We start from the raw sequence: 15,648 nt of genomic DNA on the forward strand, positions 1-15,648 counted from the left end.
CATAAAACACCACTTTTGCTAATTGAACATTGGTCTCATACTGGAGCTAAAGGGAACGCGAAACACAGCTGCAAGAGGCGGTGCGAGCGGCCACCTGAGCTTATTGGACACCAGCAGAAAAGAAGCCCGTAACAACTATGACTTGCACCGTCTCTGCGGCCACCTCCGCAAACATTCCGGTTCCCAGCAATGATCTTGCCCAGGAAACCATTGCACTTGTCCGGCACTGGCTGAGCGAGGCCGCCACGTTCCCGGCCGATGTTTCGGCCCAGCGTCTGGCCGGTGTCTTGAAGGACCCCAACGGGCTGGACTTCACGGTTGGTTTCGTTGACGGCGTGGTCCGTCCCGAGGACCTATCCGTCGCTGCCCGCAACCTGGCCATACTGGCGCCCAAGGTTCCGGCCTTCCTGCCGTGGTACATGCGCAGTGCCGTTCGGCTCGGTGGCGTGATGGCCCCGATCCTCCCGGGCATCGTCATCCCGATTGCCCGCAAGGTGCTCCGCGAGATGGTGGGCCACTTGATTGTGGATGCCACCGACGCCAAGCTGGGCCCGGCCATCGCCAAGATCCGCAAGGACGGCGTTGATTTGAACGTGAACCTGCTCGGAGAAGCCGTGCTGGGCGAGAATGAAGCCGCCCGCCGCCTCGAGGGGACCCTGAAGCTATTGGCTAGGGACGACGTCGACTACGTCTCCATCAAGGAATCCTCCACTGTGGCGCCCCACTCTCCGTGGGCCTTCGACGACGCCGTCGATCACATCGTGAAGAAACTCACCCCGCTCTACACGCTGGCCAACTCCTTCGCCAAGCCCAAGTTCATCAACCTGGACATGGAGGAGTACAAGGATCTCACCATGACCATCGCGGTGTTCAAGCGCATCCTGGACAAGCCGGCGTTCAAGAACCTCGAAGCCGGGATTGTGCTTCAGGCCTACCTGCCGGACACCCTTGCAGCCATGATCGATCTGCAAGAGTGGGCCGCCACCCGCCGCGTCGAGGGCGGTGCCGCCGTCAAGGTCCGCATCGTCAAAGGCGCTAACCTGCCCATGGAACAGGTTCAAGCTTCAGTCTTTGGCTGGCCACTGGCCACCTGGGGCAGCAAGCAGGATTCCGACACAAACTACAAGCGGATCGTGAATTACGCGCTGACTCCCGAGCACATCAACAACGTCCACGTTGGTGTTGCCGGGCACAACCTCTTCGATGTGGCCCACGCTTGGCTCCTGGCCAAACAACGCGGAATTGACACCACCACCGGGCAGTTGGAATTCGAGATGCTGCTGGGCATGGCCACCGGCCAGGCTGAAGCCGTCCGCAAGGATGTCGGCTCGCTGCTGTTGTACACACCCGTGGTTCACCCGGGCGAATTCGACGTCGCCATCGCTTACCTGATCCGGCGCTTGGAAGAAGGCGCCAGCCAAGACAACTTCATGTCCGCGGTCTTTGAGCTTTCCGAGAACGAGGCACTCTTCCAGCGCGAGCAGCAGCGTTTCCTGGCCTCTTTGGAGGACCTGGACACCACGGTTCCGCCCACCAACCGCATCCAAGACCGTAACTTACCTGCTGCCGCGGCTGCATCCGGGTTCGCTAATACCCCGGACACCGACCCGTCGCTGGTGCCCAACCAGATTTGGGGTAAGGAGATCCTGGCCCGCATCCCCGGCTCAGTACTGGGCAATGACCTGGTCGCCGAGACCACTGTCACCGAGCTGGACGAGCTGAATACCATCGTGACCACCGCGCTTGAACACGGTGCAGCGTGGGGTGCCATGAGTGGTGCCCAGCGCGCCGCAATCCTGCACCGCGCCGGCGACGTCATGGAGTCCCGCCGTGCCGAACTGATGGAGGTCATGGCCGCCGAGACCGGCAAGACGTTGGACCAGGGCGACCCGGAAGTCAGCGAAGCCGTGGACTTTGCCCACTACTACGCCGAGCGTGCCAAAGATCTAGAAACGGTCGACGGCGCAACCTTCGTCCCAGCGAAGCTCACCGTGGTGACCCCGCCGTGGAACTTCCCGTTGGCTATCCCCGCTGGCTCCACTTTGTCCGCTTTGGCCGCCGGTTCCGCCGTGGTTATCAAGCCCGCCCCGCAGGCCCAGCGCAGCGGATCTCTCATGGTGGCAGCATTGTGGGATGCCGGTGTGCCCCGCGAGGTGCTGGCGCTGGTCCAGCTCGGTGAGAACGATCTCGGCAAGGCCCTGGTGTCCCACCCCAGCGTTGACCGCGTGATTCTTACCGGCGGCTACGAGACAGCTGAACTGTTCCGCAGCTTCCGCACTGATCTACCACTGCTGGCCGAGACGTCCGGCAAGAACGCCATCATCGTCACCCCCAGCGCCGACCTCGACCTGGCCGCCAAGGACGTAGTGCAGTCCGCGTTTGGCCACGCCGGGCAGAAGTGCTCCGCCGCTTCACTGGTCATCATGGTGGGCTCCGTGTCCAAGTCCAACCGCTTCCGAAACCAGCTCATGGACGCGGCCTCCAGCCTAAGCGTCGGCTACCCGGAAACAGCAACCACTCAGATGGGGCCCATCATTGAACCGGTCTCCGGCAAGTTGTTGGGAGCGCTGACCACCCTGGACGCCGGCGAGAGCTGGGCCCTTGAACCGCGTCAGCTGGACGCAACCGGCCAGCTTTGGTCCCCTGGCGTTCGCACTGGTGTCAAAGCCGGCTCCAACTTCCACCTGACCGAATTCTTCGGCCCCGTCCTGGGTGTCATGGCGGCTGAGACGTTGGAAGAGGCCATCGCCATGGTCAATGCCATTGACTACGGCCTCACCACCGGCCTGCATTCCCTAGACTCCGCCGAGATTGGCCTCTGGCTGGATACCGTCCAGGCCGGAAACCTTTACGTCAACCGCGGCATCACCGGTGCCATTGTGCAGCGCCAGCCGTTCGGCGGATGGAAGAAGTCGGCCGTCGGCGCGGGCACCAAGGCTGGCGGGCCCAACTACTTGGTGGGTCTGGGGTCCTGGACCTCGGCCGAATCCCAGGCCACTGCGCCGTTGGGCGATTCCGCCCGCAAAATGCTGAATGCGGCTTCGGATTTGTCCGCCGACGAGCTGGCATTTCTGACGCGCGCGCTCCACAGCGACGCCGCGGCATGGGGGCAGGAGTTCGGTATAGCCCGCGATGTTTCGGCGTTGTCGGCCGAGCGCAACGTGTTCCGCTACCTGCCGCTGAACCCCCTGGTTCGGTTGGCTGAGGGTGCTTCCATGGCCGAGCTCATGCGCGTACTCGCGGCAGGAATCCTCGCCGGGGCCACCCCGGAAGTCTCCTCCGGCGTCGAACTTCCCAACGCTTTGAAGGCACTACTACTGAGCTTGCGCATTACCGTTACCGCCGAGAACGACGCCGATTGGCTGGCTCATGCGCGGCGCTTCGGTGCCGGGCGCATCCGCCTCATTGGTGGCGACGCCTCAGCTGTATATGAGGCAACTGGCGGCCGTCCTGACTTGGCCATTTACCACGGTGAGGTCACCGAGGCCGGTCGCGTGGAGATGCTGCCGTTCCTGCACGAACAGGCCGTCAGTATCACGGCGCACCGCTTCGGAACGCCCAACAACCTCTCGGACGGGTTGATCTAGTTCTGACCCGACCCGGCGCCCCGCTGACCCGCCCCCACTCCGCCCCCGCTCCGCGAAAGGTGAGTAGTGAGCAATGTTTTCAGCAAACATTGCTCACTACTCACCTTTGGCGGGCTAAGGGAGGTGACAGGGGAGGGGAAGTCAGGCCTGGGCGACGCGGACCATGTTGCCGGACGGGTCACGGAAGGCGCAGTCCTTGGGTCCCCACGGCTGGTCAATGGGCTCCTGCAACACCTCGGCGCCGGCGCTCACTGCCTGCTCAAAGGTGGCGTCAAGATCGCTGGCCGTGAAGTTGAGCATGGGCAGCACGCCCTTGGCCAGCAGTTTCGCCAAGGCGTCACCGTCCTCCTTGGACCGGCCGGCGTGCGGCTCGGAGAGCACGATCCCCAGTCCCGGCTGTGCCGCGGTGCCCAGAGTGACCCAGCGGAAGTCGCCGTTGCGCACGTCGTTCTGGACTTCCAAGCCCAGGGCGTCGCGGTAGAACGCGATGGCCTCGTCGGGGTTGTGGACGGTCAGGTGCGTGTACTGCAGTGAAATAGTCATGGCACCAAGATTATGGCCCGGTGTGCCCCAGCGCTTCTTGATTCCTGCTCGACTTTCCAGAGCCATCGCGCGCCGGCCGGGTGGTCACCCTGACAAAGCACGGCGGCATGGCTTCAATGGCGCTGTGATCCCTGGCCTTGTAGCTGCTGGGAGTCTCGCCCATGATCTCGGTGAACCGGGAGCTGAAGGAGCCTAAGGAGGTGGCGCCTACTGTCATGCACGCGTCAGTCACAGAGGCGCCAGCACGCAGCAAGGCCGAGGCCCGTTCGATCCGCCGCGTCATAAGGTAGCTGTACGGGGATTCCCCATAGGCCTCCCGAAATTTCCGAGAAAAGTGGGCGGGGGACATGAACGCTTTCGCCGCTATGGTGGGCACATCCAGTGGTTGGGCATAGTCCCGGTCAATCATGTCCCGGGCCTTGCGCAGCAGCGTGAGCGTGACCAGCTCCTCCGGTGTCATGACTGGCGGTGTTGTGGCGGGCTCCGTCATGGCTGGTCCTGCCAGGGCTGAACCCGGCTCACATCGACCTGTTGGGTCAAGCGGTTCAGCCACACATCAGCCTCGCGCGGGGACCTCAAGTGCAGCACGTGAAGCCCTGGATATTTCTGCTCCAGCGTCGGCACCAGAGCCTTGAGCTTGTTCCGGGTTCGCCAACCCCACCGAATAATGTGATCGGAGTCGGTGAAAATCCTCCAGAGCGGGCCCTCGTAATTGCCGTTCCAGAGTTCCTCACGCTGGCGCCGGCGCCGACCCGTGCGCCGAATGAGCCGCACCATGGATAACGGAATGGGGTAGTCCAGCCAAATGAGGGTGTCAGCACGCTGCGCCAGCATGGGGCGCACGGTGGCGTACTGCCACTCCGAAACCCAGATGGGCTCCTGGGTGAGACGGTCGACGTCGGACATGAACTCCGTGCGCGGCACCCAGTCGGGCCCGTGGAACAGACTGTCCAGCTCGGTGTACTCAATCCCGAGCAGCGCGGCCAGACGCCGGGCCAGGGTGGACTTTCCTGCTCCGGAAACCCCCGCAACGAGGATGCGTCGTGGACGCTCCGGGAGCGGATCGGAGACTGTGAACATGCTCCACAGTTTATTGCGCCCACAGCCCTAAAGAGTAACCTGTCTTGGCCAGTTCCGCGGCGGGGTACTACGTTTGGTGTATGAAGTATGCGAACTCTGTCCTGGACCTTATTGGCAACACCCCCTTGGTGAAATTGAACAAGGTGACCGAGGGCATCGCCGCCACCGTTTTAGTCAAGCTTGAGTACATGAACCCGGGCGGCTCCGCAAAGGACCGCATCGCCGTCAAGATGCTCGATGAGGCTGCCAAAGAAGGCAAAATCAAGCCCGGCGGCACCGTGGTGGAACCTACCAGCGGCAACACCGGCGTGGCCATGGCCATGGTGGCTCAGGCCCGCGGTTACAAGTGTGTATTTGTGGTTCCGGACAAGGTGGGCGAGGACAAGCGCGCCGTGCTGCAGGCGTACGGGGCCGAGGTAGTGGTCACGCCCACGGCGGTTGCTGCCGATAGCCCGCAGTCGTATTACGGCGTTTCGGATCGTCTGGTCCGGGAGATTCCCGGCGCCTACAAGCCGGACCAGTTCTCCAACCAGAACGGCCCGTTGAGCCACTATGAAAGCACCGGCCCCGAGATTTGGCGCGATACCGACGGTAAGGTCACCCACTTTGTGGCAGGGGTTGGCACCGGCGGCACCATCTCCGGCACGGGCCGCTTCCTGCGTGAGGTTTCTGCGAACCGTCCCGAGTCCGACGGCGGCGAGGTCAAGATCATCGGTGCCGATCCGGAAGGCTCCGTCTACTCAGGTGGCACAGGCCGGCCGTACCTTGTGGAAGGCGTGGGTGAGGACATGTGGCCCGACTCCTACGATAAGCGCGTGCCTCACCAGATCATCGCCGTCACGGACAACGACAGCTTCGCCATGACGCGCCGCCTGGCACGCGAGGAGGGCCTGCTCGTGGGAGGTTCCTCCGGTATGGCCGTGGTCGCCGCGCTGGAAGCTGCGAAGGATCTGGGACCTGAGGCCGTCGTCGTCGTGCTTCTGCCTGATAGTGGACGCGGCTACCTGGCCAAGATCTTTGATGACAAGTGGATGCAGTCGTACGGCTTCTTGAAGGTCACTGACGAACCCGCCATTGGCGATGTGCTCAAGGCCAAGACCGGTCAGCTGCCCGCGCTGGTGCACATTCATCCGAACGAGACCGTGCGCGATGTCATCAACTTGATGAGCGAATACGGCGTTTCCCAGATTCCCGTGCTTTCCGCCGAGCCGCCCGTGGTGATGGGTGAGGTGATTGGCTCGGTCGATGAACGCACCCTGACCGGCAAGCTGTTCAGGCACGAGGCCAAACTGACGGACGTCATTACCGAACACATGCAGCCGCTGCTGCCCATCATCGGCTCGCTGGAACCGATCTCTGCCGCCCGCACCAAATTGCAGGATGTGGACGCGCTGATGGTGACGTTTGTGGGGGCGCCCGTTGGTGTGCTGACACGTCACGATCTACTGACTTACCTCAACGACTGATTCGCTAGGAGAACACTATGACTGAAGGCTTTAACACCCGCGCCGTCCATGCCGGGCAGACCCCCGACGCCACCACCGGATCGGTTATTCCGCCCCTGTACCAAACCACCACGTTTGCTCAGGACGGGATTGGCCAGCTGCGCAACGGCTACGAATATGGCCGCGGCACCAACCCCACCCGCGACGGTCTGCAGACGCAGCTCGCAGCTCTGGAAGGCGGCGAATTCGCGTTCAGTTTCGCCTCCGGCCTGGCCGCTGAGGACGCCCTGATCCGCGCCCTGCTGGTCCCCGGAGATCACATCATCATGGGCAACGATGTCTACGGTGGCACCTACCGGCTCATCACCCGGGTCCTGTCGATCTGGGGCATCAGCAGTGCTGCCGTGGACATGAACGACGGCGGGGCGCTGGCTGCCGCTGTCGCCGCCGGCGGACCGGAGGGCAAGACAAAGATGCTCTGGGTAGAGACGCCGTCGAACCCCATGATGAAGATTACCGACATCGCTGCGCTCGCCGAAGTGGCTCATTCCGCGGGCGCGCTGCTGGTTGTAGATAACACCTTCGCCTCGCCGTACCTGCAGAACCCGCTCGCACTGGGAGCCGACATTGTGGTGCACTCCACCACCAAGTACATCGGTGGGCACTCGGATGCTTCCGGTGGCGCCATCATCCTCTCCGACGCCGCAGCTGCTGAGAAGATCGGCTTCGTCCAGTTCGCCGTGGGTGCCGTTTCCGCACCCATGGAAGCCTGGCTGACGACGCGCGGACTCAAGACGCTCGGCGTCCGCATGGACCGCCACTGCGCCAACGCCCAGAGCATCGCCGAATGGCTGCTGACCCGGCCCGAGGTTGAAAAGGTGCTCTACCCGGGCCTGCCCGATCATCCCGGTCACGAGCTGGCTGCCAAGCAGATGCGCGGCTTCGGCGGCATGATCTCGGTGCAGTTCAAGGGCGGCGAGGCTGCTGCACGCAAGGTGGCGGAGTCCACGCACCTGTTCACTCTGGCGGAATCGCTGGGTGGCGTTGAATCGCTCATGAACTACCCTTCGGACATGACACACGCATCCGTGAAGGGTACCGAGCTGGCTGTGCCGGAAAACCTGATCCGTTTGTCCGTGGGCATCGAGGACGTGGCTGATCTGCTGGCCGATCTGGAACAGGCCCTGAACGCCCTGTCCTAGCCTCCCCTCTCAGGCGCTCGCTCACTCCGGTGAGCGAGCGCTTTTTGGTTGCGGGGCTAGCAGTGGCTCGCCGTCCGCCTGGCTACTGTCAGCACTGCCACCAACGCACCCTGAGTGTCCACATAATGTACGCATTCGGCCGTTTCTGTGCTGGATAACGACAATTACTGCACACTCGAGCTCGAGTTACTGCCCCGATCCGTAAACCTGGACGGAGCTGGCCCCAGAGATGGAGCCGTGAGGCGGCGCCACGACGCCGGACAGAACGCCCAAAAGAGGCTCTTCACTTAAATACACTATCAAGCTGTTAAAATATATGTCAGTAAGGTAACAGTTAGCTGATTTGCATATCGATTTGGTATCGCTTTACTCTTAGTTATGCCCTACTGGGCGGGCGGCACTTTTTGCCCCCACGATTGCCCGGGCCTTCCATCACCAAACACCGTCATTTGGAAGGCTCCGGAAACAACCTCCATATCTATAGGTTGGACGGTGGCGCGCAGATGTCCGGGGACGGATGGAGCGCAGGTGACCTTCAGGAGAACGCATCGATGAAAAATACTAAACTTACTCGCAATATCGGCCGCGTATTGGTCATTGGCGCTATCGCCGGTGGCGGCATGGCTATGGCCGGAACCGGGGCCAACGCGGCCGACGGCGGCACGTGGGACGCCCTAGCTCAGTGTGAAAGTGGCGGCAACTGGGCCATTAACACGGGGAACGGATTCTCCGGTGGACTCCAGTTCACCCCTAGCACGTGGGCTGCCTTTGGTGGCACCGGATCTCCGGAAAGTGCTTCACGCGAGCAGCAGATTGCCGTCGCCGAGCGCGTCCAGGCCGGTCAGGGCTGGGGCGCATGGCCTTCATGCGCAGCTCAGCTCGGTTTGAGTGGTGGCGGCGGACAGGCTTACACTCCGGCGGCAGTTCCCGCAGCTCCTGCTCCTGTAGCGGCTCAGTCGGTTGAGATTGCCCCGGTTGAGCAGGCTCCGTTGCAGGCGCCCGTAGAGCAAGCCCCGGTTCAGCAAGCTCCAGTGCAGGCGCCCGTAGAGCAAGGTCCAGTTCAGCAGGCCCCTGTTGAGCAGGCTCCGGCTGCAGTTCAGGTAGCGCTCAGTGGCGAGACCTACACGATCCAATCAGGCGACACCTTGAGCATCATTGCCGACAAGCTCGGCATCAAAGGTGGCTGGGAAACCCTCTACCAGGCCAACGTGGACACCGTGATCCACCCGGACCTGATCTTCACAGGCGCAGTACTCCAGCTCCCGGCCTAGCACCACCGCCCAACGCGGCATCACTTTACGGCCTAAATACGCAAACGCGGCATCACTTCACAAGAAGTGATGCCGCGTTTGGCGTTAATAGCCGTAAAGTGATGCCGCGTTGGTAGTGGGGGTTACACGCGTGAGGCTGCGGCGCCTACCCGGGTGGTGGCGTCGTAGCTGTAAACAGGTTTACCGCCGATGAAGACCTTCATGGCCCGCTGCATAACATCCAACGGGTCACCGCTCCACAGCACCAGGTCAGCGTTCTTGCCAACCTTCAGTGAGCCCATCTGCTCCGCAAGCCCCAAAACCTTGGCGGGGTTGATCGTGATGGCGCGCAGGGCAGTGTCCTTGTCCAAGCCTTCCTTGACCGCAAAGCTGGCCTGATGGGCAAGGAAGTTAATGGGCACCACCGGATGATCGGTAATGATGGAAATTTCGACGCCGGCCGCCGCCAACTTGCCCGGGTTGGCAATGGACCGGGCGCGCAGCTCAGGCTTGGACTTCGTCGTGAACAACGGGCCAATCAACACCGGAGTGCCACGCGCGGCCAGCACATCGCCCAAAACGTGGGCTTCCGTTCCATGGTCAATGACCAGATCGTAGCCGAACTCATCGGCCAGCCGGATAGCGGTGGCAACATCGTCAGCGCGGTGGCAGTGCTGGCGCCACGGTATCTCTCGTCGCAGCACCATGGCCAGTGCTTCCATGTGGGCATCGCGGGGGCGCGGCTCCGGCTTGGCCATCCAATTCTGGGCGTCCATGAACGCTTGGCGGATCACCAAGGCGGTGCCCAAACGGGTGGATGGGGTCTGCTTCTTGTCCCCATAAACGGTTTTTGGATTCTCTCCCAGTGCCGACTTCACGCCGCTGGGGGAGCGCAGCACCATTTCCTCTATGTAGCGCCCGTGCGTGTGCATGGCAATGGCCTGCCCGCCGATGGGGTTCCCGGAGCCCGGGTTCACATTGACAGTGGTGATGCCGCCAGCCAACGCATCGTCAAAACCAGGATCGAAGGGATCCACGGCGTCGATGGCCCGCACGCCTGCCATCACCGGATGGGTCATCTCGTTGACGTCGCTTGTGGAGCCAAGCTCACCCTCCGGATCCATGCCGAGGTGCACGTGCGCGTCAATGAAGCCGGGGAGCAGCCACTGACCCTTCGCATCCAGCACATCGGCACCCTCAGGAACTGCAACGGAAGCGCCCAGGCCAAGAATCTTGCCGCCCTCAACCAGTACGGTACCGTCAAACGGTTCACCCTCCACCGGCACCACATGGGCGTTCGTGATGGCCAAGACACGCTTCTTCGCCGCCGCAGCGGCCTCCCGAATGGCGGCGCTGATGCTTGCCGTATCGGGCTTGGGGACAGCCGCCACCGGCTTCTTCCCGCCCTTGCCCGGTTTACTTGTAACAGCGCCCGGCTTGACTGGAGCCTTGACTGGAACAGAGCCTGGCTTGCCCGCCGGAGAGGCCGCCCTGCGGGTAACGCGACCTGGGATGAAACCGGGAGTGGGGGTGGGCTGAGAGCTGCTCATGACTACCTTTCGCGTGCCAAGTAAGGACTCCTCCAAGCTACAGCGTATTTTTCGCCACCGACGGCGCGCGACACACGTGCACTGCGCACAGCACCCAGTAGGCCCGTGACCGTAGGCTGGTGCGATGCATAAGAAAACAGTTCTCATCACCGGCGTGGGCCGCACCGTGGGCATTGGCGCCGCAGTTGCCCGTGCACTCGCCGCCGACGGCTGGGACCTGGTCCTGAACTATTGGCAGGCTTACGACGCGCGCATGCCCTGGGGTGTCCAGCCCGACGACGTCACAGTGCTCACCGCCGAACTCGAGTTGGCAGGTGCCCGGGTGTGGGCGTTCCCGGCAGATCTGGGTGACCCGTCCGCCGTCGACCGTCTCATGGAGGCAATCTCGCAGGAGGCCGGACCGCTCACGGGCATGGTTATGTCGCATTGCGAATCGGTGGATTCGGGCATTCTGGACACCTCGTTGGAGAGTTTTGAGCGCCATTTCGCCGTCAATACCCGCGCTAATTGGCAGTTGATTGCCGCGTTCGCCCGCCAAGTGAAGCACGACGGCGGCGCGATCGTTGCGCTGACCAGTGACCACACAGCGTTCAACCTGCCGTACGGGGCCTCCAAGGGTGCCCTCGACAGGGTGGTGATTGCGGCCGCGCGTGAATTGGGCGGGCAGGGCATCAGCGCCAACGTGCTCAACCCCGGCCCCGTGGATACCGGCTGGATGGATGAGGGAACCCGCACGGCGATGACCGCCCTGCAACCGGGTGGCCGGCTCGGCACACCCGAAGATGTGGCTCCCACTGTCGCTTTTTTGCTGTCGCCGGGTGGGCGGTGGGTCAGCGGGCAGTTGATCAAGGCCGACGGCGGTTTCTCCGCCTAAGCTCTTTGCGTCTGCGCACGGTTAAGTGTGAATCCTGCGCCACTTGCTCAGCTGCGTACCCTTCACTGTTAACCACGCGCAGACGCAAAGTGACTTCCTGTCAGGAAGGCGTCAAGATTGCCGCAGGCAGCGTAAAGAACACGTAAAAACCAGCTCCAAGCCCACGCCACGGGTGTGCGATTGAGTCAAGACATCAACGCACATTGTGAAAGTAGGTTTGCTGTGGATTTAGTGACGTGGCTAATTTTGGGGCTGGTGGGACTGGCCTTGCTGGTTTATCTGCTGGCCGCCCTCATTCGCCCCGAGAAGTGGTGACCGGCCACCATGGATCTGAACGTTTTCTCGCTGGCCACCCAGCTGACCGTCTTGGTCGTTGTGTTGGCTGCCCTGCACCAGCCACTGGGCAAATATCTTGCCAACACATTCACCAGCCACAAACATTTGGCTGTGGAACGTGGTCTCTACAAGCTCTCCGGCGTTGACGCCCACGCTGACCAGCATTGGAAGGTATACCTGCGATCGCTGCTGGCGTTCAGCGTGGTGTCCATCGTGGTCCTGTTCCTGGCCCAGCTGCTGCAGGGAATCCTGCCCTTCAACCAGGGGATGGGGGCCGTGGACCCGTGGGTTGCCATGAACACGGCGGTCTCCTTCGTCAGCAACACCAACTGGCAAACCTATGTCCCGGAAACCACTCTTGGCTTCGGGATCCAGATGATGCTCCTTGCTGTGCAGAACTTCCTCAGTGCAGCTGTGGGGCTGGCAGTTGTGGTGGCTCTGATTCGCGGCCTCACGAGGGCCCAAACCAGCAATCTTGGCAATTTCTGGGTCGACCTGACGCGCGGCACCCTGCGAGTCCTGCTCCCGATGGCCATTGTTGGCGCGGTTGTCCTGATCATCACCGGCGTCATCCAAAACTGGGGCGGCACCACCATTCACACCCTCGTCACCGGTGCACAGCAAACCGTTCCCGGCGGGCCGGTTGCCTCGCAGGAAGCCATCAAGCTTTTGGGCACCAACGGCGGCGGCTACTTCAACGCCAACTCTGCGCACCCTTTTGAAAACCCCACCGCATTCAGCAACCTGTTTGAGGTGTTCCTGATCTTGGTCATCCCGTTCTCTCTGCCGGCCATGTACGGGCGCATGGTGGGCGACAAACGCCAGGGTTACACAGTGCTCACCGTCATGGCGGCATTCTGGCTGGCGTCCACCTCCCTCATGGCATGGGCCATCGGCGCCTTCAACGGCAGCGGCACCAGCGTGGGCGAAGGATTTGAGCAGCGTTTGGGAGTTGCCCCCAGCGCCTTGTTCGCCACCGCCACCACCCTGACCTCAACCGGGGCTGTGAACGTGGCCCACGATTCCCTGCCACCGCTGGCTGGCGGACTGGCCATGCTGAACATGATGCTGGGTGAGATTGCTCCCGGGGGAGTGGGCTCAGGCCTGTACGGGATGCTGATCCTGGCCGTGGTGGCTGTCTTCATTGGTGGTCTCATGGTGGGGCGCACCCCGGAGTTCCTGGGCAAGAAGATTGGCGCACCCCAGATGAAGCTCGTGGCCCTGTACATCTTGGTTACCCCCACATTGGTACTGCTGGGCACGGCCATCACCGTGGCAATACCAGCACTAGCAGCGGCGGCACCCGCCGCCGGCCCGCACGGCTTTAGCGAAATCTTGTACGCCTTCACCTCGGCGGCCAACAACAACGGCTCGGCCTTTGGCGGCCTCACCAGCTCCGGTCCGGGGCTTTCCACCCTGCTGGCGCTGGCCATGTTCATTGGCCGCTTCCTGCCCATAGCGCTGGTACTGGCGCTCGCAGGCTCCCTGGCGAAGCAACGCAAAATCCCCGCCACCACCGGAACGCTCGCCACGCACGGACCGCTCTTTGCCGTTCTGTTGGGCGGCATCTCCTTGATCCTGACCGCACTTACCTACTTCCCCGCGCTCGCCTTGGGCCCGGCTGCTGAAGGACTGCTGAAATGAAGCTAGACACACTACTTGCGGCGCTTCCCCTAGCCTTCCGCAAGCTCAATCCCCGCCAAATGATTCACTCCCCGGTCATGTTTACAGTGCTGATCGGCTCCATCGTCTGCACCGCCGTGAGCATCCAGCAGCTGGCCATTGGCTCCGACTCGGCAGTATTTTCCATCATTGTCACTGTCTGGCTCTGGTTGACGGTGCTGTTTGGCAATCTCTCCGAGGCCATTGCCGAGGGCCGTGGCAAGGCGCAGGCTGACAGTCTCCGTGCCGCCCGCACCTCAGTCATGGCACGACGCCGGACCCGGGCCTTGATGCCCTCCGGCCAGTCGGGCGCGGGCCGGGACAGTGACGGAAACACGGTGTATGAAGAGGAACTGGTGCCCGGCACCGACCTCGAGGTGGGTGACATTGTCATCTGCGAGGCGGGGGACCTCATCCCCAGCGACGGCGACGTCATCGAGGGTCTGGCCAGCGTGGATGAATCGGCCATCACCGGCGAATCCGCCCCTGTCATCCGTGAATCAGGCGGGGACAGGAGCTCCGTCACCGGCGGCACCATGGTGCTCTCGGACAGGATTGTCATCCGGATTACGGCCGCCAGCGGCAAGACGTTTCTGGACAGGATGATCTCCCTGGTGGAAGGTGCCACCCGGCAAAAGACACCGAACGAAATCGCGTTGAACGTACTGCTGGCCTCGCTGACCATTGTGTTCGTGGTCGCCGTCATGACGCTGGCCCCCATGGCCAACTTCGCCAGCGCGCTCCCCACACCCGTGGTGCTAGTGGCGTTGCTGGTCTGCCTGATCCCCACCACCATCGGCGCACTGGTGCCAGCCATCGGCATCGCCGGCATGGACCGGCTCATTCAGCGCAACGTCCTGGCCACCTCCGGCCGCGCCGTGGAAACAGCCGGTGACATCACCACCCTCCTGCTGGATAAGACGGGGACCATCACCTATGGCAATCGCCGCGCCGTTGCCTTCATAGCGGCCGACGGCGTGAACCCGCAGGTGCTTGTCGAGACGGCACGATTGTCCTCCTTGGCGGACGAGACACCCGAAGGTCGCTCCATCGTTGAGCTGGCGCTTGGAGATGCCGGATCGTCGGCAGTTCAGGATGTCACGGCTCAACTGAGCGTTGATGTTGATGTGATTGAGTTCAGTGCCGTTACCCGCATGAGCGGGCTCAACCTGCCCGTGGGACACCTTGGAAACTCGGGGCAGACAGTACTGGAGGTACGCAAGGGTGCCGCATCCGCCGTCGAACACTATGTGACCGAACGCGGTGGATTCCTGCCCCAGGAACTTGAAGACGCGGTTATGGAGATTTCCGGGACCGGCGGAACGCCACTCTTGGTGGCCACGTACAACGGCGAGCGCGCACAGGCTTTGGGCGTCATTCATTTAGCGGATGTGGTCAAGCCCGGCATGAAGGAACGGTTCGCCGAACTTCGGGCCATGGGCATCAAAACCATCATGATCACCGGCGACAACAAGATCACGGCCGCCGCGATTGCCGCCGAGGCCGGCGTGGATGACTTTGTTGCCGAGGCCACCCCGGAGGACAAGCTGGCGGTCATCAAGGCGGAGCAGGACGCCGGGCGGCTGGTTGCCATGACAGGCGATGGCACGAATGACGCCCCGGCACTCGCCGCGGCGGATGTGGGTGTGGCCATGAATTCGGGCACCAGTGCAGCCAAGGAAGCGGCCAACATGGTGGATTTGGATTCGGACCCTACCAAGCTCATTGACATTGTGGGAATCGGCAAGCAGTTGCTGATCACGCGCGGATCGCTGACCACATTTTCGGTGGCGAACGACGTGGCCAAGTACTTTGCCATTGTGCCGGCCTTGTTTGCCGCAACGTTCCCCGGGCTGGGCTTGCTGAACATCATGGGGTTGGCCTCACCCGAGAGCGCCATCCTTTCAGCGGTGATCTTCAACGCCTTGGTCATCGTGGCACTCGTACCCCTAGCGCTGCGCGGTGTGAAGTACCGGGCTGTCTCGGCGGCCCGTGCACTGTCACGGAACCTGCTCATCTTTGGCCTGGGCGGCGTCATTGCCCCGTTTATCGGTATCAAGCTCATCGACCTGTTGGTCTCTCTCATTCCCACGATTGCCCAGCGCTAAATTAAGGACAG

12 protein-coding genes are annotated in these 15,648 nt (G+C 62.4%); 8 read left to right on the forward strand and 4 right to left on the reverse strand.

Translation table 11 applies throughout. The annotated features are described in order from the left end of the window. Positions 1-137 precede the first annotated feature (137 nt). Positions 138-3,587, forward strand: a complete 3,450-nt coding sequence (locus AS189_RS04760) for a bifunctional proline dehydrogenase/L-glutamate gamma-semialdehyde dehydrogenase (protein ID WP_062286558.1) — start codon at positions 138-140, stop codon at positions 3,585-3,587. A gap of 141 nt (positions 3,588-3,728) precedes the next feature. On the opposite strand, the gene AS189_RS04765 is transcribed toward AS189_RS04760, so the two are convergent. From AS189_RS04765 to AS189_RS04775, 3 genes are read right to left on the reverse strand one after another with little or no spacing between them, the layout of a single operon-like run. Further along, positions 3,729-4,130, reverse strand: a complete 402-nt coding sequence (locus AS189_RS04765; RefSeq protein ID WP_062286559.1) for a VOC family protein — start codon at positions 4,128-4,130, stop codon at positions 3,729-3,731. Positions 4,131-4,140: 10 nt separating this feature from the next. Next, entirely contained in the window at positions 4,141-4,590 is a 450-nt protein-coding gene (locus tag AS189_RS04770) for a helix-turn-helix transcriptional regulator (protein WP_062292973.1), read from the reverse strand. Positions 4,591-4,616: 26 nt separating this feature from the next. After that, a complete protein-coding gene (locus AS189_RS04775; RefSeq protein WP_062286560.1) occupies positions 4,617-5,210 on the reverse strand; it encodes a hypothetical protein in 594 nt (197 codons plus the stop codon). Between the two features lie 80 nt (positions 5,211-5,290). Here AS189_RS04775 and AS189_RS04780 point away from each other — a divergent pair, with 80 nt between their 5' ends. From AS189_RS04780 to AS189_RS04790, 3 genes are all read left to right on the forward strand, one after another. Then, positions 5,291-6,676: a cystathionine beta-synthase gene (locus AS189_RS04780; RefSeq protein WP_062286561.1), complete on the forward strand. Its 1,386-nt coding sequence runs from the start codon at positions 5,291-5,293 to the stop codon at positions 6,674-6,676. Positions 6,677-6,693: 17 nt separating this feature from the next. Further along, positions 6,694-7,857: a cystathionine gamma-synthase gene (locus AS189_RS04785; RefSeq protein ID WP_062286562.1), complete on the forward strand. Its 1,164-nt coding sequence runs from the start codon at positions 6,694-6,696 to the stop codon at positions 7,855-7,857. 551 nt (positions 7,858-8,408) lie between these two features. After that, complete coding sequence (locus AS189_RS04790) at positions 8,409-9,128, forward strand: transglycosylase family protein (RefSeq protein ID WP_062286563.1); 720 nt, start codon at positions 8,409-8,411, stop codon at positions 9,126-9,128. A gap of 122 nt (positions 9,129-9,250) precedes the next feature. On the opposite strand, the gene AS189_RS04795 is transcribed toward AS189_RS04790, so the two are convergent. Beyond that, positions 9,251-10,657, reverse strand: coding sequence for an amidohydrolase (locus tag AS189_RS04795; RefSeq protein WP_082634081.1), 1,407 nt, complete (start codon positions 10,655-10,657; stop codon positions 9,251-9,253). 124 nt (positions 10,658-10,781) lie between these two features. On the opposite strand from AS189_RS04795, the gene AS189_RS04800 reads away from it, so the two are divergent. From AS189_RS04800 to kdpB, 4 genes are all read left to right on the forward strand, one after another. After that, a complete protein-coding gene (locus AS189_RS04800) occupies positions 10,782-11,531 on the forward strand; it encodes an SDR family oxidoreductase (RefSeq protein ID WP_062286564.1) in 750 nt (249 codons plus the stop codon). A gap of 222 nt (positions 11,532-11,753) precedes the next feature. Next, a complete protein-coding gene (kdpF, locus tag AS189_RS19270) occupies positions 11,754-11,846 on the forward strand; it encodes a K(+)-transporting ATPase subunit F (protein WP_104110109.1) in 93 nt (30 codons plus the stop codon). A 9-nt stretch (positions 11,847-11,855) separates the two neighbouring features. Then, positions 11,856-13,511: a potassium-transporting ATPase subunit KdpA gene (gene kdpA, locus AS189_RS04805; protein WP_062286565.1), complete on the forward strand. Its 1,656-nt coding sequence runs from the start codon at positions 11,856-11,858 to the stop codon at positions 13,509-13,511. Further along, positions 13,508-15,637, forward strand: coding sequence for a potassium-transporting ATPase subunit KdpB (gene kdpB, locus AS189_RS04810; protein ID WP_082634083.1), 2,130 nt, complete (start codon positions 13,508-13,510; stop codon positions 15,635-15,637). Before kdpA ends, kdpB begins: the two co-directional genes overlap by 4 nt. The last annotated feature ends 11 nt before the right edge of the window (positions 15,638-15,648 follow it).

Source organism: Arthrobacter alpinus, assembly GCF_001445575.1.
In the GTDB taxonomy this organism is placed as follows: domain Bacteria; phylum Actinomycetota; class Actinomycetes; order Actinomycetales; family Micrococcaceae; genus Specibacter; species Specibacter alpinus_C.

What these genes read in the sequence shown, in the direction of transcription:
- AS189_RS04795 (WP_082634081.1), bottom strand. Translation starts at nt 10,657, where the DNA reads ATGAGCAGCTCTCAGCCCACCCCCACTCCCGGTTTCATCCCAGGTCGC.
- AS189_RS04790 (WP_062286563.1), top strand. Translation starts at nt 8,409, where the DNA reads ATGAAAAATACTAAACTTACTCGCAATATCGGCCGCGTATTGGTCATT.
- AS189_RS04765 (WP_062286559.1), bottom strand. Translation starts at nt 4,130, where the DNA reads ATGACTATTTCACTGCAGTACACGCACCTGACCGTCCACAACCCCGAC.
- AS189_RS04785 (WP_062286562.1), top strand. Translation starts at nt 6,694, where the DNA reads ATGACTGAAGGCTTTAACACCCGCGCCGTCCATGCCGGGCAGACCCCC.
- kdpB (WP_082634083.1), top strand. Translation starts at nt 13,508, where the DNA reads ATGAAGCTAGACACACTACTTGCGGCGCTTCCCCTAGCCTTCCGCAAG.
- AS189_RS04770 (WP_062292973.1), bottom strand. Translation starts at nt 4,590, where the DNA reads ATGACACCGGAGGAGCTGGTCACGCTCACGCTGCTGCGCAAGGCCCGG.
- AS189_RS04775 (WP_062286560.1), bottom strand. Translation starts at nt 5,210, where the DNA reads ATGTTCACAGTCTCCGATCCGCTCCCGGAGCGTCCACGACGCATCCTC.
- AS189_RS04780 (WP_062286561.1), top strand. Translation starts at nt 5,291, where the DNA reads ATGAAGTATGCGAACTCTGTCCTGGACCTTATTGGCAACACCCCCTTG.
- AS189_RS04800 (WP_062286564.1), top strand. Translation starts at nt 10,782, where the DNA reads ATGCATAAGAAAACAGTTCTCATCACCGGCGTGGGCCGCACCGTGGGC.
- AS189_RS04760 (WP_062286558.1), top strand. Translation starts at nt 138, where the DNA reads ATGACTTGCACCGTCTCTGCGGCCACCTCCGCAAACATTCCGGTTCCC.
- kdpA (WP_062286565.1), top strand. Translation starts at nt 11,856, where the DNA reads ATGGATCTGAACGTTTTCTCGCTGGCCACCCAGCTGACCGTCTTGGTC.